General features: G+C 69.4%; 25 protein-coding genes. 15 read left to right on the top strand and 10 right to left on the bottom strand.

All coding sequences use genetic code 11. The features are described 5' to 3' along the window. Nucleotides 1–284: 284 nt before the first annotated feature. The 4 genes from ACYVOK_RS11395 (at nt 285) to ACYVOK_RS11380 (ending at nt 2754) form a co-directional block, all read left to right on the top strand. Nucleotides 285–710 carry a hypothetical protein gene (locus ACYVOK_RS11395; protein WP_460662297.1) on the top strand — a complete coding sequence of 142 codons (426 nt, stop codon included), beginning with the start codon at nt 285–287 and terminating at the stop codon, nt 708–710. A gap of 117 nt (nt 711–827) precedes the next feature. Further along, entirely contained in the window at nt 828–1583 is a 756-nt protein-coding gene (locus ACYVOK_RS11390; protein WP_460662296.1) for a hypothetical protein, read from the top strand. 271 nt (nt 1584–1854) lie between these two features. Continuing rightward, nucleotides 1855–2367 carry a hypothetical protein gene (locus ACYVOK_RS11385; RefSeq protein WP_460662295.1) on the top strand — a complete coding sequence of 171 codons (513 nt, stop codon included), beginning with the start codon at nt 1855–1857 and terminating at the stop codon, nt 2365–2367. A 114-nt stretch (nt 2368–2481) separates the two neighbouring features. Next, nucleotides 2482–2754: a hypothetical protein gene (locus ACYVOK_RS11380; RefSeq protein ID WP_460662294.1), complete on the top strand. Its 273-nt coding sequence runs from the start codon at nt 2482–2484 to the stop codon at nt 2752–2754. Between the two features lie 68 nt (nt 2755–2822). Here ACYVOK_RS11380 and ACYVOK_RS11375 read toward each other — a convergent pair whose 3' ends face one another. Beyond that, nucleotides 2823–3509, bottom strand: coding sequence for a TetR/AcrR family transcriptional regulator (locus ACYVOK_RS11375; RefSeq protein WP_460662293.1), 687 nt, complete (start codon nt 3507–3509; stop codon nt 2823–2825). 133 nt (nt 3510–3642) lie between these two features. Between ACYVOK_RS11375 and ACYVOK_RS11370 the strand changes: the two genes are divergently transcribed. The 4 genes from ACYVOK_RS11370 to ACYVOK_RS11355 all read left to right on the top strand — a co-directional run bounded on the left by ACYVOK_RS11370 (nt 3643) and on the right by ACYVOK_RS11355 (nt 6563). Beyond that, a complete protein-coding gene (locus tag ACYVOK_RS11370) occupies nt 3643–4587 on the top strand; it encodes an NAD-dependent epimerase/dehydratase family protein (protein WP_460662292.1) in 945 nt (314 codons plus the stop codon). A 72-nt stretch (nt 4588–4659) separates the two neighbouring features. Further along, nucleotides 4660–5382 carry an LmeA family phospholipid-binding protein gene (locus ACYVOK_RS11365; RefSeq protein WP_460662291.1) on the top strand — a complete coding sequence of 241 codons (723 nt, stop codon included), beginning with the start codon at nt 4660–4662 and terminating at the stop codon, nt 5380–5382. A gap of 81 nt (nt 5383–5463) precedes the next feature. Next, nucleotides 5464–6135: a PadR family transcriptional regulator gene (locus ACYVOK_RS11360; RefSeq protein WP_460662290.1), complete on the top strand. Its 672-nt coding sequence runs from the start codon at nt 5464–5466 to the stop codon at nt 6133–6135. Next, nucleotides 6132–6563, top strand: coding sequence for a DUF1707 SHOCT-like domain-containing protein (locus ACYVOK_RS11355; RefSeq protein WP_460662289.1), 432 nt, complete (start codon nt 6132–6134; stop codon nt 6561–6563). Before ACYVOK_RS11360 ends, ACYVOK_RS11355 begins: the two co-directional genes overlap by 4 nt. Here the strand turns inward: ACYVOK_RS11355 and ACYVOK_RS11350 are convergent. Continuing rightward, nucleotides 6551–6943 carry a VOC family protein gene (locus tag ACYVOK_RS11350; RefSeq protein WP_460662288.1) on the bottom strand — a complete coding sequence of 131 codons (393 nt, stop codon included), beginning with the start codon at nt 6941–6943 and terminating at the stop codon, nt 6551–6553. The genes ACYVOK_RS11355 and ACYVOK_RS11350 overlap by 13 nt on opposite strands. Before the next feature lie 38 nt (nt 6944–6981). On the opposite strand from ACYVOK_RS11350, the gene ACYVOK_RS11345 reads away from it, so the two are divergent. Further along, on the top strand, nt 6982–7365 hold the full coding sequence (locus ACYVOK_RS11345) for a hypothetical protein (protein WP_460662287.1): 384 nt from the start codon (nt 6982–6984) through the stop codon (nt 7363–7365). A gap of 253 nt (nt 7366–7618) precedes the next feature. Here the strand turns inward: ACYVOK_RS11345 and ACYVOK_RS11340 are convergent, their stop codons facing one another. Then, nucleotides 7619–8668, bottom strand: coding sequence for a lipoate--protein ligase family protein (locus tag ACYVOK_RS11340; protein ID WP_460662286.1), 1050 nt, complete (start codon nt 8666–8668; stop codon nt 7619–7621). A 78-nt stretch (nt 8669–8746) separates the two neighbouring features. Between ACYVOK_RS11340 and ACYVOK_RS11335 the strand changes: the two genes are divergently transcribed. Next, nucleotides 8747–9379 (top strand): hemerythrin domain-containing protein, encoded by a 633-nt coding sequence (locus ACYVOK_RS11335; RefSeq protein ID WP_460662285.1) that lies wholly within the window; start codon nt 8747–8749, stop codon nt 9377–9379. Between the two features lie 24 nt (nt 9380–9403). Here the strand turns inward: ACYVOK_RS11335 and ACYVOK_RS11330 are convergent, their stop codons facing one another. Beyond that, nucleotides 9404–9985, bottom strand: a complete 582-nt coding sequence (locus ACYVOK_RS11330) for an adenylate kinase (protein WP_460662284.1) — start codon at nt 9983–9985, stop codon at nt 9404–9406. Nucleotides 9986–10079: 94 nt separating this feature from the next. After that, on the bottom strand, nt 10080–10451 hold the full coding sequence (locus tag ACYVOK_RS11325) for a YciI family protein (protein ID WP_460662283.1): 372 nt from the start codon (nt 10449–10451) through the stop codon (nt 10080–10082). Between the two features lie 78 nt (nt 10452–10529). Between ACYVOK_RS11325 and ACYVOK_RS11320 the strand changes: the two genes are divergently transcribed. The 4 genes from ACYVOK_RS11320 (at nt 10530) to ACYVOK_RS11305 (ending at nt 14866) form a co-directional block, all read left to right on the top strand. Beyond that, a complete protein-coding gene (locus ACYVOK_RS11320) occupies nt 10530–10892 on the top strand; it encodes a YciI family protein (protein ID WP_460662282.1) in 363 nt (120 codons plus the stop codon). 98 nt (nt 10893–10990) lie between these two features. Beyond that, nucleotides 10991–11767 (top strand): SDR family oxidoreductase, encoded by a 777-nt coding sequence (locus ACYVOK_RS11315; RefSeq protein WP_460662337.1) that lies wholly within the window; start codon nt 10991–10993, stop codon nt 11765–11767. Between the two features lie 54 nt (nt 11768–11821). After that, complete coding sequence (locus tag ACYVOK_RS11310; RefSeq protein WP_460662281.1) at nt 11822–14473, top strand: ATP-binding protein; 2652 nt, start codon at nt 11822–11824, stop codon at nt 14471–14473. A 99-nt stretch (nt 14474–14572) separates the two neighbouring features. Next, complete coding sequence (locus ACYVOK_RS11305) at nt 14573–14866, top strand: hypothetical protein (RefSeq protein WP_460662280.1); 294 nt, start codon at nt 14573–14575, stop codon at nt 14864–14866. Here ACYVOK_RS11305 and ACYVOK_RS11300 read toward each other — a convergent pair. Then, on the bottom strand, nt 14842–15774 hold the full coding sequence (locus tag ACYVOK_RS11300; protein ID WP_460662279.1) for a DUF3800 domain-containing protein: 933 nt from the start codon (nt 15772–15774) through the stop codon (nt 14842–14844). The two genes, ACYVOK_RS11305 and ACYVOK_RS11300, sit on opposite strands and share 25 nt — an antisense overlap. Nucleotides 15775–16198: 424 nt before the next feature. Here ACYVOK_RS11300 and ACYVOK_RS11295 point away from each other — a divergent pair, with 424 nt between their 5' ends. Then, the gene (locus ACYVOK_RS11295) at nt 16199–17635 is read left to right on the top strand and encodes a polysaccharide lyase 6 family protein (RefSeq protein WP_460662278.1); all 1437 of its coding nucleotides are present in this window, start codon (nt 16199–16201) and stop codon (nt 17633–17635) included. A gap of 15 nt (nt 17636–17650) precedes the next feature. On the opposite strand, the gene ACYVOK_RS11290 is transcribed toward ACYVOK_RS11295, so the two are convergent. The 4 genes from ACYVOK_RS11290 to metH are packed head-to-tail and all read right to left on the bottom strand — an operon-like array spanning nt 17651 to nt 22943. Next, nucleotides 17651–17944 (bottom strand): YciI family protein, encoded by a 294-nt coding sequence (locus ACYVOK_RS11290; protein WP_460662277.1) that lies wholly within the window; start codon nt 17942–17944, stop codon nt 17651–17653. A 57-nt stretch (nt 17945–18001) separates the two neighbouring features. Next, nucleotides 18002–18769, bottom strand: a complete 768-nt coding sequence (locus ACYVOK_RS11285) for a class I SAM-dependent methyltransferase (protein WP_460662276.1) — start codon at nt 18767–18769, stop codon at nt 18002–18004. Nucleotides 18770–18815: 46 nt separating this feature from the next. Continuing rightward, nucleotides 18816–19292, bottom strand: a complete 477-nt coding sequence (locus ACYVOK_RS11280) for a GNAT family N-acetyltransferase (RefSeq protein ID WP_460662275.1) — start codon at nt 19290–19292, stop codon at nt 18816–18818. 45 nt (nt 19293–19337) lie between these two features. After that, complete coding sequence (gene metH / locus ACYVOK_RS11275; RefSeq protein WP_460662274.1) at nt 19338–22943, bottom strand: methionine synthase; 3606 nt, start codon at nt 22941–22943, stop codon at nt 19338–19340. Nucleotides 22944–22948 lie beyond the last annotated feature (5 nt).

Below are 22948 nucleotides of genomic sequence, written 5' to 3'. Positions count from 1 at the left end.
GGTGCCGCCGCCTACCATCGGTCGCGTGACGGTCCCTGAGCGCACCCACCAGGCGGCGACTGCGCCGCTCTCAGGACCTCAATGGACGCGCTTCGTCGCAGATGCCAGCCCACGCGTACGCCGCGTCGTCGCTGCGCGCACCGATGCGCCGTACTGGGCGCTCGAACGCCTGGCCGTTGACGGCGATCGTCAAACCAGGCAAGCAGTCGTGGACAATCCGGTCTGCCCGCCAGGGGTACTACTCGTCTGCTTGAGAGCCGTCGAATCGGGTATCCCTCGCCCAGTTGCGTGAGCTGTCGCCCGAACTGATCGAAGCACTGCTTGCCGATTCGGACTGGCAGGTGCGCGAGCAACTGGCGGTCAACACGCCGAGCGTCAACGTGCTGCAGAGACTGATGAACGACGCCGATGCGCGCGTGCGCGGCGAGGTTGCTCTCAACGATCTGGCGACAGAAGAGCAGCTTCGCATTCTGGCGAACGACGCTTCTGCGGTGACCCGAGCCAAGGTCGCGGCACGGGAAGTCCTTCCGGAGGACGTCCAGCTCCGGCTTGCGGCAGACCGATCCCAGAATGTCCGATGGTGGCTCTGCGTCACCCACGACCGGGACATCGCGCTCATGAGAACGATGAGCGCCGATCCCAGCGAGCTGGTCGCCGACCATGCGAAATCCGCCCTTGGACGGCGACACGAAGGCAGTGAGTCGCGCTGATAGGAGATCAGTCCGCGGTGTGCTCAGGTGACCCGGAGGGGTTGGTAGTCGCGGACACTTGTTGATTCTCATCTGCAGAAGGCAAAGAACTGTACATCTGGCTGTTACCGTGCATTCATGATGGACCTGGCCGGTCGTCGCCGGCTCGTCGTTCCTGCGTTTGCGCGGGACGATCTCCGGTACGCGATCAGTAGGGTTCTGTTGCCGATCTGCGCGGCGATCATGGTGCTGCATGTCGGGTCTGTCGCGGTCCGCAGCCTCGTCCGCCCGGGCGATGGCGCGCTGGCCGACGTGCTGGGTCTGCTGAACGCCGCCCAGGAGCGCTCGTTGGCAAGTTGGTGGACATCGGCGCTGTTGATTGCCTGTTGCCTGATGGCCGTCGGCGCATCACGGCTGGCTGTCGGTGACGCCCGCCGGGTCGCAAGATCGTGGCTGGTGCTGGCCGTCGTCTTCGCGCTGCTCTCCCTCGACGAGGTCGTCTCGCTGCACGAACGGGGCGCAGGGTGGACCTCCGCCGTGTTCGAGACCGGCTCGCTGCTTGCGCGCCTGGGGTGGACGATCCCCGCGGCCGCTGCCCTGGTGGTGTCGCTGTTCGTGCTGGTCCCCGCGATCCGCGCCATCCCGGCACGGTCCCGCGTCGTCATCATCAGCGGGCTAGCCACGTCGATCGCGGGAGCGCTGGGCATGGAGGTCGTCAACGTCCTGCTCACCGAGGCCGGCGCCCGGTACCTCTGGCGACACCTGGCGATGACTGTCGAGGAGACGGCTGAGATGGTCGGTGTGGTGATCGTCCTGCTCGGCGTACTCAGCGCCGTGAGAGTGCGTTGGGCCGGACGTGGGCTGACCGTCGCCTACGAGCACGCGGACCGCTGATCGAAGGGATCGGGCCGGGTTCGGCGCGCGGTTCGGGTGGGTGCGAGAGCGTAGAGTGGCCGCATCCGGAGATCGATGACGTCTCGTACCGAGGTGCCAGCGCCCGGCCACCCCTGAGGGGATGTCTGATGAACCTTCCTCGTTCGGCTCGCGTCTGGCCGGCGCAGATGACACGGCCAGGGACTGCCAAACAGTGAGTGATTCTGCGGCCGAGCGGCCGACCTCGTCTTCTTCGACTGCTGAGCCCGGGCAGGCGGAGGCGCAGGACTCCATGGTGGAGTTGACTATTCGTACGGCGGGAGCGGTGCGTCACGCTCCACGACTGCTGCGGGCCTGGATGACGGACACCGAAACCTGCGTGCGTGACGACGCCGGGATGCTGCTGTGGCTGGCAACCCCCACACGGGTCGCCTGGGTACACGACGGCCAGCTGACCGAGTCGCCGGCGCTGCACGACCGCGATGTCGATGACGTTGTGGTGTGGGAGCCGGCAACGGAGGTGGCAGCGCTCCGCTCGTTCCACACGGCAACGTTGTGGCTGGGCGAGGCTCGAGAGCCCGGTCCGTCAACCGAGCACGGCGTGCTCTACGGCCGGGACGTCAACTGGTTCGACATCCCCCACTCTCACCTCAGGAACCTGCGGATCGCACAGGACACCCTCACTGGCATCGTCCTGCACATCAGCGGCACCGATCCCGTGTACGGCGACCTACTCGTCGAGGTCACCTCGATCGAAGTACTCCCCCACGACGAGGCCCGCTTCCAGGCCCGGCTCCAGCTCTGACTGGACGGAGTACCGGCGCGGCAGCACTTGCCGGGAGGTACAGTGGCAAGACTCCGGAGACGATGGCACACCAAGCGGTTTGTCGGGAACCGGCAGCCTATGAGGCGATGCCAGATGTCCATCCGGCCACTACCTGTTCTGCGTGGAATCCAGCATCGCTCGGCAGCGGATCACGACCTTTCGTACCTGTTCGCCGCGGTCACGTCCGCTCGCGAGGCCGATCGACTGGCCCGAGGTGGGCAGCGTCGGGAGGACATCTTCCGAAGCGACTCCGGCCGTCTCGCCGCCTCCCTCAACGCCTACGCCACAGCACTGGAGAAGTACCGGCTGCCGGTGCCCCACGAGATCCGCGACGAACTCCGCCTCCGCAGACAACTGTCGTCCTGACGCTGTCGGGATCCCTGTAGGACCTCACCCGCTGATCCTCCTGGATGGGACACCTGCGTGACCGGCGATCAGCGGGGTAGGCCGGCGAGGTCGGCCATCAGGTTCATGTGGTGGTCGAAGTTCTCGGCGCGGGCCTGGATCATGTCGTCGAGGCGACCGAAGACCTCGAAGCTGAGTACGCCGAAGAGGTGGGTCCAGGCGACCAGGACACGGTCGAGCCGTTCCTCCAGGAGGTCGCCGTGGCGCCGCTCAATCAGCCGGCGAAGGTCCTCGCGGAGCGGTGCGGTGAGTGGCGCGGTCCGCAGTGCGGTCAGGCGGTCGAGGCCGTCGACCACGATGCCGACGAGCAAGAGGATGACCTTCGACGCCGGCTCGACGGTGTCCCGTGGCGCGGCGTAGCCGGGGATCGGCGACCCGTAGATCAGGCCGTACTCGGCCGGGTGCGCCAGGGCCCAGGTGCGCACGGCGCGGCAGACAGCCATCCAGCGGCCGCGGAGGTCTTCGCGCGGTACGGCGGCGTCGGCCTCGGTGGCGGCGGTGGCGAGGGCGTCGTACGCGTCGATGACCAGGGCGGTGATCAGGGCGTCACGACTCGGGAAGTAGCGGTAGAGGGCCGAGGCGACGATGTCCAGGTCGCGGGCCACGGCGCGCAGGGAGAGGTTGGGGCCGTCCGTGGCGAGATGCCGGCGGGCGATCTCCTTGATCTCCTGGCTCATCTCCGAGCGAACCCGGGCGCGCAGTGACGGTGCTGGCATAGGGCCAGTCTGACACAGGTTCGAGAACACTGGAACGAGCTGAGAACAGTGTTCTTGCATCTGGCTCCCTCTCCCGAGTACAGTGAACCTATTCGAGAACACTGTTCTCACCCCACTCTGAGGAGATCCGCCCATGTCCCTGCATGTCGTCATCGGAGCCGGACCGGTCGGCTCGGCCACCGCCCGCCTCCTGGCCGCCCGCGGCGAGCAGGTCCGCCTCATCACCCGCTCCGGCAGCAGCCCCCAACCACCGGTCGCCCGCAACGACGTTGAGGGAATCGAGCGCGTTGCCGGTGATGCGCGGGATGCGGAGGTGCTGGCGCGGTACTGCGACGGCGCGGTCGCGGTGTATTCGTGTGCAGGGCCTGCCTACCACCGGTGGGTGGCGGAGTGGCCGCCGCTGGGGGCGGCGTTGATCCAGGCGGCCGAGGCGACCGGGGCCGTCTTGGTCACCACCGGAAACCTCTACGGGTACGGCGCAGTGGACGGCGCGATCACCGAGGAAACGCCGCTCCGGCCGAATTCGGCCAAGGGCCGCGTGCGGGCGCAGGTGTGGGAGGACGCACTGGCGGCCCACGAGGCCGGCCGGATCCGGACGGCCGAGGTGCGCGGCTCCGACTACCTCGGCGCCTACACGGTCTCGCCGTTCAGCGTGATGGTGTTGCCGAAGGTGATCGCCGGCCAACGCGGCATGATGCCGGCCGACCTGGATGCGCCGCACAGTTGGACGTACGTCGGCGACGTGGCCCGCATGCTGGTGGCGGTCGCGGCGGACGAGAAAGCGTGGGGCCGGCCGTGGCACGTGCCTACTGCCCCGCCGGTGTCCATCCGGGAGTTGGCCGGCCGCGCGGCCGAGTTGGCCGGTGCTCCGACTGCCCGGGTCGCCAGGATGCCGGGGTTCGCCTTGCGCCTGGCCGGCCTCTTCAGTCCGGCCGCCCGCGAGATGGTCGAGACGCAGTACCAGTGGCAGCGGCCGTTCGTGGTGGATTCCAAGGCCGCAACTGTTGCCTTCGGCATCGAACCGGCCGGCACGGACGCCGCCCTCGGTGAAACCGTTGCCGGACTGCGCGCGGTGTGACTTCCTTGGCCGCCTGACTAGGCTGTGCCGATCAACCGGCGATCTGCTGGGTCGGTGCGTGGAAGGGCTGGGATGAGTGCTGGGAAACCGCGGCGGTGGTTGCGGCGTTCGGTGGTGACGGTGGTGATCCTGGGGTGTCTCGCCGTGGGTGCCGATCGGGCGGCGGCGTGGGTGGCCGAGGACCGGCTGGCGACCATGGCCGCGGACGAGGCCGCGCAGTACGACGTACGCGCCGCGGACACCGAGGTGAAGATCGGCGGGTTCGGATTCCTGCCGCAGGTGGTGAAGGAAGAGTTCTCCTCCGTCACGCTGACCATGCGGCAGCCGACGATCTCGTCGGTGCCCGCCGAGGATCTGGTCGTGACGATGACGGGCGTGCATGTGCCGCGCGAGTTGGTCACGGGCGGCTCCGGTGCGGCCGTGACGGTCGACTCGACGGACATGAAGGTGCGGTTGTCGCCGGCCGAGTTGGCCAAGCTGGCGGCCCGGGCGACCGGTGTGGACGACCTGACCCTGCGCATCGTCGAGGGCAAGCTGCACGCCCGGCTGTCGGTGCGCGGGATCGACGCCGACGTGGCGATCAGCCCGAAGGTGGACAAAGGACGCATCGTCCTGGCGGTCGACGAGCTCTCCGGGTCCGTCCCGTCCGTTGTCCGTGACGCGATCTCCCGGTTGCTGGCCCGCGGCATCACGCTGCCTGAACTCCCGTTCGGCGCGTCCCTCCGGCAGATCGCCGTCGAAGGCAGTTCGGTCGTCCTCGTGGCCACCGCCGCCGACCTGGAGTTCGCCGGCTAGGCCACAGTCGACTCTTGGGTTGCGATCGTTCGCGATATATCGTCGAACTATCGCATCTTCACCTGAGGGACGGTGGTCGGGATGACCGGATGGACGTACTCCGCGGGGTGGCCCTGGCAGCACCTCGCGCGACACTGTTCAGCCTTCGACGACATCAAGGAAGAGTTGCGCGCCGCGATGACCGGCGGCCGCAGGGGCCATCACGGACATCACCCGTTCGGGGCCCAGTGGGGAATGTTCGGCGGCCAGATGTTCGCGCCGCCGTGGGGGCCGCCGCCGCGCTGGCGCGGACCGAAGGCGCGCCGCGGTGACGTGCGCGCCGCGATCCTGGCCGTACTGGCCGAGCAGCCGATGAACGGCTACCAGATCATCCAGGAGATCGCCGAGCGCAGCGGCGGGGTGTGGAAACCGAGCCCGGGCTCGATCTACCCGACCCTGCAGCAACTCGAGGACGAGGGGCTCGTCACCGCCGACGCCGAGGTCGGACGCCGTACCTTCACCCTGACCGACGAGGGACGCGCGTACGTCGCCGAGCACGCCGACGAGGTGACCACGCCGTGGGAGGCGATGAGCGCACCGGCCGACGAGGACGAGAACGGGCTGAAACCGCTGCTCGGCCAGGTCGCGACCGCGATGTGGCAGATCCTCGCCACCGGTACGCCGGAACAGCAGGCGCAGGCCAAGGACGCGCTGGCCGACCTGCGCCGCAAGTTGTACGGCATCCTCGCCGACGACGAGCAGGACCGGTCATGAGCTCACACCTCCCGGACCGTCACGGCCCGGTCCGCATCGGCGACGCCGAACGCGACCAGGCCGTGGCGATGCTCAGTGACCACTTCGTCGCCGGCCGGCTGACCCAGGACGAGTTCGAGGAGCGCAGCGAGCAGGCCACGCGGGCCCGGTACGCCGACGACCTCGCACCACTGTTCGACGACCTCCCGGACCCGGCCGAACTGCAACTCGTGCGGGGGCCGTGGTCCCCGCCGGCGAAGGTGGTCAAGCAGCGGCAGCGGCCGGCGACGCCGCCGCCGTTCGTGATGCTGGCGCCGATCCTGATGATCGGCCTCGTCGTCACCGCGGTCATACTGACCGCGCCGTGGCTGCTGTGGGGCCTGTTCTGGATCGCGATGTTCAGCGGAGCCCACCGGCACCGCTGGCACCAGAACCACTACCGCCGCTGACGCCCTCGCCGGCGAGGGATCTCCTGGGCGAACTCGACGACGAAACCGTCCGGGTCGGCGACATGGACCGTCCGGTGGCCCCACGGACGGTCCGCCGGGCCGCTGAGCACGGTCACGCCCTGAGTCGCGAGGCGATCGGCGCAGGCGTCCACGTCGTCGACGACCAGCACGATCTCGGCGGCCGGCCCGGGCGTCACCGGCTGCCCGGTCAACCACTCCGCCCGCCGCCGCTCGTACAACGCGAACCGGGTCCCGTCCGTCCCGAACTCGGCGTACCCGGCGTCGGTGAACTTGTACGGCAGCCCGATCACGTCGCGGTAGAACGCGACCGACGCGTCGAGGTCCTCGACGTACAGGATGACGTACCCGATCCGGTTCACGACCCAAAACTAGTCGGTGGCGTGACCTAGCCTCGGCGGTGACGAGAGGAGACCGGGTGTACGAGGGCACGTTGATTCTGGAAAGTCTTCGGGTCGGGACCGAGCTGTCCGGGATTCCGCTGGTGGTGCGGAAGATCAGCCGGTACGACGTGAGCACCGCGACGACCGATCAGCCTCCGGTGTGGTCGGTGCTGGAGTTCGACGTGGAGGACAAGCACACGGAGTCGCTGGCCGGGGAGTTGTCGGCGGCGCTGGACTCGCCGGGGTGGTACGCCGACTTCCACAACGACCAGGAGATCTTCGTGGTGTTCCCCGGGCGGGTCTTCCGGTACCGGCGCGGTGACACCGCGGCCCGCGCGGAGGCGCAGGCATTCGGGCGCGAGTCGGGGATTCCCGAGCCGCAACTGGATTGGACCGAGTAGTGACGTCAAAGCCGGCATGACGGCTTCGCCGCGCAGGAGGATCGGGAGGCCGGCAGGACCGGGATCGACGCGGACCGGATCGGCCGGTGGGACGAGGGCGTCGGCGCGACGATCATGGGCCGGAACATGTTCGGCCCGGTGCGCGGCGGCGGCGAGCGCCTGTTCGACAACGTCGGACGCCCTGCGGAACTACCAGGTCGCCGAGATGGTGAGCTCCCCCGCCGTCACCCATGTCACGCTGACGCGCCGGTGATCACGGGACGCGCGTGAGCCAGTCCTCGGTGCCGAACTTGGTGCGGACGCGGTCCTCGGCCAGTTCCACGGTGGTCGGGTCGATGGTGCCCGGTTTGAGGCCGTAGCGGTTCGCGAACGACGCGACCATCCGGTCGATCACCTCGGTGCGGTCGAGGCCGGTCTGGCTGCGCAGCGGGTCGACGCGCTTGTTGGCGCTCGTGGTGCCCTTGTCGGACAGCTTCTCGCGACCGATCCGCAGTACTTCGAGCATCTTCGCGGCGTCCATGTCGTACGCCATCGTGACGTGATGCAGGACGGCGCCGCCCGCCAACCGCTTCTGGGCGGCGCCGGCGATCTTGCCCGCCGGCGAGGTGATGTCGTTGATCGGCTGGTACGTCGCCGCGATGCCGAGTTCGTTGAGTGCGCCGATCACCCAGTCGTCCAGGAACGCGTACGACTCGACGAAGGACAGTCCCGAGACCAGCGACTCGGGGACGTAGAGCGAGTACGTGATCGTGTTGCCCGGCTCGACGAACATCGCTCCGCCGCCGCTGATCCGTCGTACCACCGTCACGTCGTGCTTGGCGGCACCGTCCAGGTCGACCTCGTTGCGCAGGGACTGGAAGCTGCCGATGATGACAGCGTTCGACGCCCACTCCCAGACGCGCAGCGTGGGTGGCCGCTCACCGGAACCGACCTGTTCGGTCAGCACCTCGTCGAGCGCCATCTGGAGCGCGGGCTCGCGCGGTACGTCGTGCACGAACTCCCACTCGTGGTCGCGCCAACCGGTCGCGCCTGTCAGCGCCCGTCGTACGGCGACCGCGACGGCCTCCGGCGAGAATCCGAGCATCTCCACGCCATCACCCAGTACGGCGCGCACCCGAGCAGCCACCTGAGCCGCCGGAGTCGCCACCGGCAGTCCGGCGAGCGCACCGTTGATCCGCTCCAGCGCGTCGTCCGGCTCCAGGAAGAAGTCCCCACTGATCTGAGCCCGCCGCACGTGCTCGTCGACCACATCCAGGTCCGCCACAACCAACTTCCCGCCGGGCACCTTGTACTCACCATGCATGCACAGTGACAACTCGATTGCCGCAGTCGATGTTCCCGCTCCTTCCCTCGGCGGACCGGCGCCCTTACCCTCGCCTGCATGGGGGAAATGAGTATGAACAAGGCGATCCATGCCGCGTTTCGGCGGGATCTGGGGAGGTTCGTCGACGCGTTGGAGCGGTTTCCGGCGGGGAGTCGGCAGCGGGCTCAGCAGTTGGCGACGGCCTGGGCCAACTTCGACGAGCAACTGACACGTCACCACGAGGGCGAGCACGAGATCGCCTGGCCGGCGCTGGAATCGATCGGCGTGAGCCACGACGTACTGACCCAGATGGACGCCGAGCACGACACGATGGCGGCCGCGCTGACCGCGACGCGCGGTGCGATGGCGTCCTTACGCCGTACGGCGAGTGCCGAGGACGCGGCCGCGGCGCTCACCGCGATGCGGGAACTGCAGCGGGTGACCGTGCAGCACCTGGATCACGAGGAGGCCGAGATCGAACCGGTGTACCTGCAGAATCAGGACTCCGCCGCACTGAAGGCGATGGGCCGGCAGTTCGCGAAGGTCAGTCCGTCCCAGGGCGGCACGTTCTTCGCCTGGGTCACTGACGGCGCCGCCCCGGAGGAACTGACCGCCGTCACCAGCGGCATCCCGAAGCCAGTCTTCACCGTCATCACCGGCCTCTTTGGCCGCACCTACCGCAGAACCGTCGCCCCGGTCTGGCGCAGCTAGATCTCTCGGTGTGCCGGGAGAACGTCAGCCGGCTGGGGTGAGGGCGCCGGCGACCTGGAGGAGGCGTTCGCGGACCTCGGCGATCTCGCCGTTGCCGTCCACGTTGTGCAGCACTCCGCGGTCGGAGTACAAGCTGATGAGCGGGACGGTCTGGTCGCCGTACACCTGCAGCCTGCGGCGGATCACGTCCTCGGTGTCGTCGGAGCGGTGTTCGATCTCGGCCCGGCGGAGCAGGCGGCGTACCAGAGCCTCTTCATCGACCCGCAGGGCGACCACCGCGTCGAGGCTGCGGCCCTGCGTCGCGAGGAGGTCGTCCAGTACGGCGACCTGGTCGAGTGTGCGCGGGTAGCCGTCGAGGAGGAAGCCGGGCCGGGTGTCCTCGGCGGCCAGGCGTTCGCGGACCATCGCGTTGGTGATCTCGTCCGGGACGTACTCGCCGGCGTCGAGGTACCGCTGCGCGGTCCGGCCCAGGTCGGTCTTCGCGGCGACCTGGGCACGGAAGATGTCGCCGGTCGAGATGACGGGTACGCCGAGACGACCGGCCAGCAACTCGGCATGGGTTCCCTTGCCCGCGCCGGGCGGCCCCATCAGAACGACGGTCGTCACGGTCTGTGCTCCTGACTCTCGGTAAGGCCATTCAGAGTAGGAGAACTTCCGCCCCGGGGGTACGGCGTACATCACCTCATGGACAGGGCATCGGTCACATCACGGGGCGTAACTCGATCACATCTCCCGGGCCGGCGAACTTGGTGGCGATCTCCTCGGCGCGTTCCCGGGTGGCGAAGTCGAACAGGAAGAACCCGGCGAGCTGCTCCTTCGCCTCCGCGTACGGGCCGTCGGTGCTGACCGGCTTGCCGCCGCCCCACCGGTAGACGGTCGACGAAGCCGGCGAGTCGAGAGCCTCCGCGGTGAGGAACTCCCCCGACGCCTGCAACTCGGCGAGCAGTTCCCCGAACTCCTTGTACATCTGCTCGCGCTGCTCAGCCGGCAAGGCCCGCCCGTCCGCGGTGTAGTCCGGCGTCGGGTGCCCCCACGGCTGCGGATTGGAGTGGATCAGAATCACGTACTTCACGACAACCTCCTGAAGAGAGCCGGTACGCAGAGACGTCGGAGTCGACGAACCGGGCTCGACACTTCACAATCGGCGCTTGTGAAGTATCTGCTCGCAATCTATGGGAATCGGGAGAAGTGGGCGTCGCTCGGGAAGGAGGAGTGGCAGGAGGCCGTGGCGCGGCAGGACGCGTACAACCGGAAGTACCGGGCGACCGGGGAGTTGCTGGCGGCGTACGGGCTCGGTGACGAGTCGACGGCGCAAGTGGTACGGCGTGCGGACGGGATGCCGGCGGTGACGGACGGACCGTACCTGGAGACGAAGGAGTACCTGGCCAGCTTCTACCTGCTCGAGGTGGACAGCCTCGAGCGGGCTCACGAGATCGCTGCCGACATGCCGTGGGCCGAGAAGAACGCGGTCGAACTCTGGCCGGTCGAGCACGAACCGCCCGCTGACTGGTGACGCCGGACACACCGGTCACACTCCCCTGCGGGGGCTCGTCAGAAGGGTAGGGACCCGGGAAGTGGGTCCACCTGACGAGTGGAGGAACCGTGGGAACCATGCTGGTGACGGGTGGGACCGGGACGCTGGGCCGGCAGGTCGTGCCGCTGGTGCAGGCGGCAGGGTGGAAGGTGCGGGTGCTGAGCCGCCACGCGAAGGACCGCAATGACAGCATCGAGTACGTCGCCGCCGATCTGCTGGCCGATGACGGGATCGACGCGGCGGTGGAGGGTGTCGACGTGGTCGTGCACTTGGCCGGCGGACCGAAGGGGGACGACGTCGGGACACGGAACCTGGTCAAGGCGGCGGAACGCGCCGGGGTCAAGCACCTGGTGCACATCTCGGTGACCGCGGTGGATCAGCTGCCGTTCACGTACTTCGAGGCGAAACTCGGCGCGGAGCAGGCGGTCCGTGAGTCGTCGGTGCCGTGGACCGTCGTACGGGCGGCGCAGTTCCACGACTTCGCGCTGAAGACCGTACAGGCGATGGCGAAGCTGCCGGTGATGCCTGTGCCTGGCGGACTGCGTTTCCAGCCCGTGGATGCGCGGGACGTGGCCGAGCGGATCGTCGAGCTGGCCCTGGGCGAACCAGCCGGCCTGGTGCCCGATCTGGTCGGGCCGAAGGTTTACAGCGTCGGCGAGCTCGCCCGCGACTACCTGAAGGTGACCGGCAAGCGCCGGCTGTCGCTCCCGGTCCGCGTACCGGGTAAGGCAGGCAAGGTGTACCGGGCCGGAGGCAACCTGACGCTCAGCGGCGCGACCGTCGGAACGCGGACCTGGGAGGACTTCCTGGCCGAGCATGCCCGCGGGACTTCCGCCAGGTCGCCTCGGGGGTGATGCTTGCCCCATGGCGATGGTGGGGCGCCGGAGCGAGCTGCAAGCGCTGCGCGCATGGTTGGACGAGGCTCGTGCGGGACGCGGGCGCCTGGTGCTTGCACCGGTGAGGCAGGGATCGGAAAGACCCGGCTGGCGCAGGAACTCGCCGGCCTGGCCCTCGCAGAAGGAGCCTCCGTCGCGTGGGGCCGGTGCGCCGAGACGGAAGGCGCCCCTGCCTACTGGCCCTGGCGGCAGGTACTGCGGTCGGTCGAGGTGGACGCGGATCAGGTGCTCGCCGGCGACGACCGCTTCAAGCTCTTCGAGGAGATCACCGACGGGGTACGACGGTCGGCCGCCGACCGCGGCCTCGTCATCATCCTCGACGACATCCACCGTGGCGACGAACCCTCCCTGCTGGTACTGCGGCAACTCGCCGGGCACCTGGCGGACCTGTGTGTCCTGATCCTCGCCACCGCCCGCGACGTCACCGGCCTCGGTGACCTCTCGGCCGCCGAACACCTGCACCTCCGCGCCCTCGACCACGACGAAGTCGCCGAGCAGTTGTCATCGGCAACAACCGACCCGCAGCTGGCGGCCACTGTCTACGAGACCACCGGCGGCAATCCGCTGTTCGTCCGCGAACTGGCTCGCGCCATCGCCGACGGTTCCTGGCGTCCGAACCAGCCACCGCCGCGCTCGGTCCGGGAGATCGTCGCCACCAGGCTCGCCCGAGCCTCGGCCGACTGCCGCCGGCTGGTTCAGGCCGCCGCTGTCGTCGGCCGCGACTTCCGCCTCCGAACAGTTGCCGCGACGCTGCAACGATCGGTCGACGACTGCCTCCCTCTGCTGGACGAGGCAACGAAGCTGGGCTTCGTGGACCGCCTGGACGGCAACTTCCGGTTCGTGCACGCCCTCACCCGGGACGCCGTCGAGGGCTCTCTGTCGACCACCGAACGCACGGCCCTCCACCGCGCTGTCGTCGCGGCCCTGGAGGACCATCCCGACGGGCAGGTGGCCACGATCGCCAGTCACCACGCGTTCCTCGCGCAGTACGGCGACGGCACGGTCGCCCGGCGGTGGATCGTTCGCGCGGCCGAGGACGCCGTACGGCGACTGGCCTACGAGGAAGGTGTTCGGCTCTACCGGCAGGCGTTGACGACGCGACCTCTCGACAACGAGGAGTGTTGCGAGATCTTGGTTGCCCTGGGCAAGGCCGCGTACCTGGCCGGTGATCTGCAGGGTTGTTGTGCCGCGGCCGCGGATGCGGCGGCGGCGGCGGCGGCGGCGGCACAGAGTCCCCGACAGGCGGCCGAGGCGGCGCTGGTGCTCGAAGCGGTCCCCGATCCGGCCATCAACGCGACCGCCAAACGGCTGTGTGAAGAAGCGCTCACCCGAGACGTCGATCCCGTCCGGCGCGCACGGCTCCTTGCCCTGCGCAGCCAACTCGCCTTCTACGACGGCGAGCAGGCCCGGCTCGACGAACTCAGCTCGGAGGCACTCGCTCTCGCACGGACCTCGAAGGACGACCGCGCCTTGGCGGACGCACTGCGCGCACGCCAGGAGGCGTGTCCGGGTCCCGACGGTCGCGCCGAACGGCTGGAGCTCGCCACGGAGATGCTTCACCTGGCCGAACGGACCAGCGATCCCCGGGCCGAGATGTGGGGCCGGATCTGGCGGCTCGACGCACTGATCGAGAGCGGCCGGCTCGCCGCCGCGGCCGAGGAACTCCCTCGCCTCCGCGTCGCCGTCGACCGCCTCGGCGGTCCGGTCGCGGCCTGGCACCACGACCGCATCGCCGCCTGCATCGCGCAGGCCCGCGGCCTCTACGCCGAGGCAGCACTGCTGGCACGGCGTGGCTTCGACCGGATGCAGCAGGTCGAACCTGCTCCGGCCACCGGTGCCTACTTCGCGCTGCAGATCGCCTTGGCCGGCCATGTCGGGGTCACCGACGAGCTACGGCAGTTCGTCGAGCGGCCGTTCCGACCACCACCTCGGTTCGCCACGCTTTCGTTGCTGTCCCGGGCGCACCTGTTGCTCTGTGCGAACTCGCCCGAGCAGGCCGAGGCGTCGTACCGGCAGGCAGGTCCGATCGAGACGTGGTCGTTGCCGGCGTTCTTCGTGCTGCCGGCGTACGTGTACGCGACGGTGGTCTGCTGCGGCCTCGGACGGTACGACGACCTCGCCGTGCTGCTGGACCGGCTGCAGCCGTTCCGCGGGGAACATGCCGTAGGCAACGGTGTCGCCTACATGGGGCCGGCCGAGCTGGCGATCGGCCTGGCCGCGGCGACCCTGGGCCGATTGGATGCCGCGGTCAACGACTTCGCGACGGCGGTCCAGCAGGCACAGACCACAGGAGCCGCAGGATTCGTTGCCGAAGCGCAGTACCACCTGGCGTGGACGCTGTTCACCCGCGCCCGGCCGGGCGACCGCGATCGGGCCCGGCCGCTCGCGACCGAGGCGGCTCGCCTGGTCGATGCGCTCGGCATGACGGCGTACGCGGAGCGGGCCGGTGTTCTCGTCGCACGGTTGAACGGCGGCCAGGAGCACGGCCTGAGTGCCCGTGAACTGGAGGTGGCCGGGCTGGTGACCGAGGGGCTGACGAACCGGCAGATCGCCGCGCGGCTGGTGATCTCGGAGCGGACCGCGCAGAACCACGTCCAGCACATCCTCACCAAGCTCGGCTTCACCACCCGCAGCCAGATCGCCGCCTGGTCGAGCCGCCGCTGAGTACCTGTGGATGAGTACCCCTGATGAGTCATCCGGCGGATTCGCGGCGGTGACGAGATTCCTAGCGTGACGAGTGACAGCACTCACCTAGGAGGAATCATGCAGTGGATCGCAGTCGCCACCCCGCCGTTCACGGCGATCGAGCAGTTCGACCGGGTCCTCGACGAACTCGGCGACGACCCCGTCGAGGGCATGGAGGCGCGGTACGTCGGCACCACCGCCGACGGGCTCCGAGTCGTCACCCTGTGGGAGACCAAGGAGCATGCCGACCGCTTCTTCGCCGCCCGTCTCGGCCCGGCCCTCGCCAAGGTCCTCGGACCGGAACCCGCCGGCCGGCCCGAGATCCTGGGCATCGACGTCGGCCGCGCCTACACCCGCCAGCCGGTCGGCTGATCCAGCGTGGTGGGCGGGTGGAGCCCGCCCACCAGGTAGGGCTGGAGCAGTTCGCTCGGCTGCGAATGCATGCGCCGTGCGATGCCAGCCAGCAGGTCGGCGACCTGGACGCGCGGATCGCGGCGGGAGTCGACCTGCTGCACGGTCAACAGCGGCGGCGGGGCCGGGAACACAGCTCCGGCCAGGTAGGTGCGCAGCCGCGCGATGCGATGCCGGGTCAGGGCGCTCTGCTCGTCGTGGACGACGGCGACCGACCGGCACCCGGCACTCCAGCTCAGCGCGGTTTCCGCCAGCGCGGGCACCATCGGCTCGAGCGGCGGCGGAATCGCCGGATCGTCGTCGATCAGCCGCAGTACGACGTCCTCCACCTGGCTTCGCGTCAGCTCCCGCAGCTCCGGTACGCCGTCCGGCATCGTCTCGAAGAACCGGTCGATCCGGGCCTGGTCGACGAGCCGCAACCGCTTCGTCCGCGTCATCCGGAGGAACGCGTCCAGGAACTCGGTGCGGCCCTCAGCCCGGTAGATGCCCAGTGCCGCCTCGTCGTGATCACGGGCCAGGCTGGTCCCCGCGCCGTACGACGGTTCGGCGACGAGCAACTCGATCACCCGGCGGGCGACGTACCAGGTCTTGTCGATGACGTGGACGCGCGCCCGGCCGCGCAAGACGGTGAGGAACCACTCGAGCTCGGGGCGCTGCTCGGGCCGGAGCAGCACGTTGGACTTGTACTCGGATCCGCGGCGACGGAACGAGGACCTGAGGACGTCGACCACCTCGGCGGCCTCCGGTACGGCGAGATCCACGCCGGCGTGGGTGATCACGGGCGACTCGGGGTCCAGGAGGTTGCTCCCGGAGAATCCCGACTCGTCACACGCGATCTCGATCCACGCCTGCGACGGCAGGGTGTGCATAGGCGATGAACTCCAAGGCTGAAGGCTGCGCGCTGAAGGGGCCCGTCGGCGACGACGGGCGTGATCCGGCGAGGTGTCGCGGAATCAGTAAGCGGCAGCGGCCTTGGTCGGCATGCGACCCATGATCGGCCACGCAGCACCCGACCGGCCAGCGATTTAGGTCATGCCCCTGCGGGCGGCATACCCGCGCTGTGCGGGCGGAGTAGCCGGGTCGCTGCGGGCGGCGTAGCCGGGTCGCCGCAGGCGGCGGAGCCGGGTTGCCGCGGGCCGCATAGGCGGGCTGCGCGGTGGAACTGCCATCCGCCGTGTCCCGTCGGGCGGGAGATCCCGGCGAGTTGCTTGGCAAGCGCTTGCCAGACCGGGCTGGCGCGCCCCAGACTGAGCGCCACATCCGGACCACCGCCCCGATCCCGGAGGAGCAGCCATGCATCGCCGTACCTTCCTCACCGCCGTCGGCGCCACCCTCGCCACCACCGCCAGCGTCGCCCCGACCGCCCTCGCCCAGGCCCAGATCCGAGTTCAGGCCCGAGCCGTCCGGGCCAGGACGCTCGACGAACTCCGCAGAGCGATCGCCGCGGCCCGCCCCGGTGACGAGATCGTGCTCGTCAACGGGACGTACGCCGTACCGGACGGCCAGACGATCCCGATCCAGGGCAAGCGCGGTACGGCGGACGCGCCGATCACCGTGCGCGCCGAGTCGATCGGCGGGGTGACGCTGACCGGCAGCCGCGGGTTCGTCTTCGGCGACTCGTCGTACGTCATGGTAAGCGGGTTCAGCCTTCGGCAGCAGACGACGTTCGAGGTGCCGACCAGCTGTCACCACGTCCGGATCAGTCGGAACGACTTCCAGCTTGCCGACATCGAGGGCGTCCACTGGCTGATGATCCGCGGCGACCACACGACCGTGGAGCGGAACCACTTCCACCACAAGTCGACACTCGGCGTCTTCGTCGGTGTCGAAGGGCCCGGGCCGGACGGGATGGCGCGCGGTGTGCGGATCACCCGCAACCACTTCTCCGACCACACCTTCGCCGGCGACAACGGCGGCGAACCGATCCGGCTCGGGCTGAGCGGGCGATCGCTCAGCGACGCGGGCGCGGTGGTCGAGTACAACCTGTTCGAACGCGTCGACGGCGACCCGGAGGCGATCTCGGTCAAGTCGTCGGCCAACACCGTCCGGTACAACACGATCCGCGACAGCCTCGGCGGCATCGTGCTCCGGCACGGCAACCGGACCCGGGTCGAGGGCAACTTCATCCTTGCCGGAAGCAACGGCATACGGATCTACGGCAACGATCATCTGATCGTGAACAACTACGTCGAGCGGGTCGGCGGCTCCGGCGTCGTCCTGGGCAGCGGGAACGTGCAGGACCACAAACCGGAGGACTCACCGGAGAGCCGCCGCGGCAACGACGCGCCGGACCGGGTGACGATCGCCCTCAACACGATCCTGTCGTGCGGTACGGCGATCAGCGGGGAGTCGCAGCGGACCCTGCCGCCGCGCGACTGCACGATCTCCGACAACCTCCTGGTCGGCGACTCGGGCCGGCAGCTGGTCTCGATGCCGTACCTGGACGGCATCAGCTGGTCCGGCAACATCTGCTGGGGCGCGGCCGCCGACGGCAACATCCCCGGCGGCTTCGCCCGGAAGGACCCGAAGCTCGGCACCGGCTCGGACGGCGTACGACGGCTGAGCTCGAGCAGCCCCGCGATCAACGCCGCCAGCAAAACCTACCCGACCGTGACCCGCGACCTCGACGGCCACCCGCGCACCGGCCGGGCCGACGTCGGCGCCGACGAGTACAGCCCGGCCGCGCCGCTCAACCGCCCGCTCACCGCCTCCGACGTCGGCCCGCGCTGACGGCTGGCGGGAGTGCTAGAAGTCGACGGCGGTCGAGTGCATGACTGCGCGGATCTCCACCGACCTCCCGGACGCGCGGGTGTCGGGCAGGAGGTAGGCCAGTTCCAGGGCGCGGGCCGGTGTCTCCACGTCGATCAGGTAGTAGGCGTCGATCGGCGTGGCGCCGGCCCGGTCCGGAACGGTGATCGCCAGTTGCGGATCGGCGAGCATCTCGCCGCCGACCAGCTCACCGGCCTCGCGGGCGGCGTGCTCGAACTCGTCGCGGCACAGGTCCGCACTCTTACCCTGCAGGATCAGCAGAAACTTCATCGGCGCACTCCCTTCACTGATACGACGGAGCCGCCCCCACAGTTTTGACATGACGATTCAGCTGACTGCCTTCGCGGCCCAGGCTCGGGCTGTGAGGTGGATCGAGCCGTCGGGTCGGATGGGGAGGCGGGCGCGGACCGCTTCGCGCAGCTCGTCCTGGTCGGGCTCGGGGAGGCTGCGGAGGTACGCCGGCGCGACCCCCTGGCCGCCGAGGAACGGCCGCCAGTAGTCGTCGAACGACGAGAACTCCGTCGGTACGACGATCTCGCGCGTGCCGACCGTCGTGAACCCGGCCTCGGTGAACAGCCCTTCGAGACCTTCCGCCGTGCAGAACGGGAAGCGGAGCCCTTCGTCGTGGTCGCGATCCTGCGGCCGGACGTCGATCATCGCGTCCCAGAAGTACTTCATCAGTTGCATCCCGTCGGCGTAGTCCCAGACGTACACCGCGACCGTCGAGCCGATCTCGCGCATCCGGCGCAGCGCCTCGATCCGCTCGGGGATGAAGTTGAGCACCAGACCGGCGACGACCGCGTCGTACGGACCGTCCGGGAGTTCGGCCGCGGACCGGACGTCGAAATCGGCCCGCTCGTCCTGGACCGTCTGCCGCGCGTACCCGACGAAACCTTCCGACGGATCCACGCCGAGCACCGAGGCCGGGTCCGCCGTACGCAGGATCGTGCTGGTCAGGGCGCCCGTACCGCACCCCACGTCCAGCCAGCGCAGTCCGGCGGGCTGATCCAGCCAGCGGACGAACTCCTCCGCGACCAGCCGGCTCCACCGGCCCACATACGACTCGTAGATGTCACCAGCCGACCACTCGTTCATCTCCGCAGGGTAGGCCTACCCGACACGAGTTGGGAGGGAGACACCGTCAAACCTGCTTGACGTATCGACGACAGGGGACGGGTAGCGTGCCGGTCTCCGTCGACGCGGGGTACTCGATGGCGCCGGTGTCGGTCCAGCCGCTGCGCTCGTAGAAGCGCCGGGCCCGCGCGTTGCCGGTCACGACCGCGAGCCACGCCTGCGAATGCCCGTTGGCCTTCACCTGCCGCTCGGCCTCGGACAGCAGTACGCCGGCGACCCCCGAACCGCGGTGCTCACGCGACACGTACACCTGCTCGACCTCGTCTCCCACCACCATCACGAATCCCGCGACCTCGCCGTCGACGACAGCGACGGTGGTGTCGGCGACGCGTTCCGCAGCCCGGGTCCAGAACGACTCCTTCGTCCGGAACGCGACGAGTTCCTCCGGCACGTGACCGAGGTGGCCGTCGCCCCATCCGGCGTACCAGATGGCTGCGACCGCGTCGGCGTCGGCGGGTTCGGCAGGGCGGATCGAGGCTGTCATTCCGTCAGCGTAAACACCGGGGAGGCCCCAGAAGACCCACGCCGCTCAGTCCGGGTCGTAGGCCAGGTTCGGCCGCAGCCAGCGCTCCACCTCGTCGACCGGCATCCCACGGCGTACGGCGTAGTCCTCGACCTGGTCGCGGCCGACGCGGCCGACGCTGAAGTAGCGCGAGGCCGGATTCTGGAAGATCAGACCGCTGACCGCCGCGGCCGGTGTCATCGCGAACGACTCGGTCAGCCCGAGGCCGATCGTGTCCGCCTGCAGCAACTCGAACAGGTCCTTCTTCTCGGAGTGGTCCGGACTCGCCGGGTACCCGAGCGCCGGCCGGATCCCACGGAACCGCTCGGCGTGCAGATCCTCCAGCACCGGCTCCGCGCCCGGTTCGAACCAGGCCCGTCGCGCCTCCAGGTGGATCCACTCGGCGAACGCCTCCGCCAGCCGGTCGGCCAGCGCCTTGACCATGATCGCGCGGTAGTCGTCGTTCCGTTCCTCGTACGTCGCGGCGAGCGCCTCGGCACCGTGGATCGCCACCCCGAACCCGCCGAGGTGGTCCCCGGCCGGCGCGACGTAGTCCGCCAGGCACCGGTTGTGCCGCCCGGCCGGCTTCGCGGTCTGCTGCCGCAGCATCGGGAAGCTCACGTCCCGGCCGTCGAGAACGATGTCGTCACCCTCGCTGTGCGCCGGCCAGAACCCGTACACCCCCTTGGCCGAGAAGGAGCCATTGGCAACGATCTCGTCGAGCAACGCGTTCGCGTCGTCGAAGAGCTCGCGGGCCACCGGCTGCTCCAGGATGGCCGGGTACTTGCCCTTCAGCTCCCAGGCCAGGAAGAGGAACTGCCAGTCGATCATCTCGCGCAGCGTCTCGATCGACGGCGACACCCGACGCAGCCCGGTGAACGTCGGCACCGGCAGCTCGGCGTGGTCGACCGGCTCGGCGTTGGCGCGGGCGTCGGCCAGCGTCAGCAGCGGGGTGCGCTGCTTCCCGGCGTGCTGCTCCCGAAGCCGCTCCTGCTCAGCCGCGTTGCTGCGGGCAAGCTCTTCGGCGCGCTCGTCGTCGAGCAGGTCCGACACCACCCCGACCACGCGCGACGCGTCCAGCACGTGCACGGTCGTGTTGTCGTACGCCGGCGCGATCCGTACGGCGGTGTGCTGCTTGGACGTCGTCGCACCGCCGATCAGCAACGGGAGCTTGAGTCCGCGGCGCTGCATCTCGGTGGCGACGGCAACCATCTCGTCGAGGGACGGCGTGATCAACCCGGACAGGCCGATCGCGTCGGCACCCTCGGCCACGGCGGTGTCGAGGATCCTCGCCGCCGGCACCATCACGCCGAGGTCGATCACCTCGTAGTTGTTGCAGCCGAGCACCACGCCGACGATGTTCTTGCCGATGTCGTGTACGTCGCCCTTGACGGTGGCGAGCACGATCTTGCCCTGGCCGCGCACCGACTCGGCGCGGCCTTCCAGCCGGGCCTGTTCCTTCTCCGCCTCCATGAACGGTTCCAGGTAGGCGACCGAGCGCTTCATCACCCGGGCGCTCTTCACCACCTGCGGCAGGAACATCTTGCCGGCGCCGAACAGGTCGCCGACGATCTTCATGCCGTCCATCAACGGGCCCTCGATCACGTCGAGCGGCCGGGGCAGCCGTTGCCGGGCCTCCTCGGTGTCCGCCTCGATGTAGTCGACGATGCCGTGGACGAGCGCATGCGACAGCCGCTCCTCGACCGTCCCCTCGCGCCAGGACAGATCGACCTCACGCTTGGTCCCGCGGCCGCTGACGGTCTCGGCGAAGGAGACCAGCCGGTCGGTGGCATCCGGCCGGCGATCGAACAGCACGTCCTCGACCAGTTCCAGCAGGTCCGGCGGGATGTCGGCGTACACCGCGAGCTGTCCCGCGTTCACGATGCCCATGTCCAGGCCGGCCTTGCCCGCGTGGAACAGGAACGCCGAGTGCATCGCCTCGCGGACCACGTCGTTGCCGCGGAACGAGAACGACAGGTTCGAGATACCGCCGCTCAGGTGCACGCCGGGGCAGCGTTCCTTGATCAGCGGCAAGGCCTCGAGGAAGGCCTTGGCGTAGCCGTTGTGCTCGGCGATGCCGGTCGCGACGGCCAGGACGTTCGGGTCGAAGATGATGTCCTCGGGCGGGAAGCCGGCCTTCTGGGTGAGCAGATCGTAGGCCCGCGCGCAGATCTCCACCTTGCGCTCGGTGGTGTCGGCCTGACCCTGCTCGTCGAAGGCCATCACCACCACGCCGGCGCCGTAGTCGCGGACCCGCCGGGCCTGTTCGAGGAACTGTTCCTCGCCCTCCTTGAGGCTGATCGAGTTGACCACGCCCTTGCCCTGGACGCACTTCAGCCCGGCCTCGAGCACGGACCACTTCGAGCTGTCGATCATGATCGGGATCCGGGCCACCTCGGGCTCGGTCGCGATCAGGTTCAGGAACGTGGTCATCGCCTGCTCGCTGTCGAGCAGGTCGGCGTCCATGTTCACGTCCAGCAGGTTCGCCCCGCCGCGCACCTGCTCCAGCGCGACGTCGACGGCGGCCTGGTAGTCGCCGCTCTCGATCAGCCGGCGGAAGCGGGCCGACCCGGTGACGTTGGTCCGCTCGCCGATCATCACGAACCCGGTGTCCGGCCCGATCCGGAACGGCTCGAGCCCGGAGAACCGGGTGGTGTGGTCCGGCGGTACGACGGTCCGCGGTGCCAGGCCGGCCACGTTCGCCGCGATCTGCTCGATGTGGGCGGGGGTCGTGCCGCAGCAGCCGCCGACGATGTTGACCAGGCCGGACTCGGCGAACTCGCGCAGCATCCCGGCGGTCTGCTCGGGCGTCTCGTCGTACCCGCCGAACGCGTTCGGGAGACCGGCGTTCGGGTGCGAGGCGACGTAGGTGCCGGCGAACCGGGCCAGGTCGGCCACGTGCGGGCGGAGCTCGCGGGCGCCGAGCGAGCAGTTGACGCCGACGATCAGCGGCTCGGCGTGCTCGACCGAACTCCAGAACGCCTCGACCGTCTGCCCCGACAGGGTCCGGCCGCTCAGGTCGACGATGGTCACCGAGATCCACAGCGGCAGCTGCGGCGCGACCTCGCGGGCCGCCGCGATCGCGGCCTTCACGTTCAGGGTGTCGAAGATGGTCTCGATCAGCAGCAGGTCCACGCCGCCCTCGGCCAGCGCCGCGATCTGCTCGGCGTACGCGTCCCGCACCTGCTCGAAGGTCACCGCCCGGTACGCCGGATCCTCCACCCGCGGCGACAGCGACAGCGTCACGTTCAGCGGCCCGATCGAACCGGCGACGAACCGGTTGCCGAACTCGTCCGCGGCCTGCCGCGCGAGCCGCGCCCCGGCGATGTTCATCTCGCGGACGTGGTCCTGCAGACCGTAGTCGGCCTGCCCGATGCTCGTCGCGGTGAACGTGTTCGTGGTGGTGATGTCCGCGCCGGCGGCCAGGTACTGCCGGTGGACGTCGAGGACGACGTCCGGCCGGGTCAGGTTGAGCAGGTCGGGATCACCGGTGACGTCGTGGGTGTGACCGGCGAAGCGGTCGCCCTGGTAGTCGGCCGGAGTCAGCTTGGCGGACTGCAGCATCGTGCCCCAGGCACCGTCCAGGACCGCGACCCGCTGATCCAGCAGCTCCCGGAGAGCGGTCTCGCTCATCTGCC

The organism is Kribbella swartbergensis (assembly GCF_054784135.1).
Note: the sequence above shows the minus strand (reverse complement) of the source record. Positions and strands in the feature narration are given on the sequence as shown.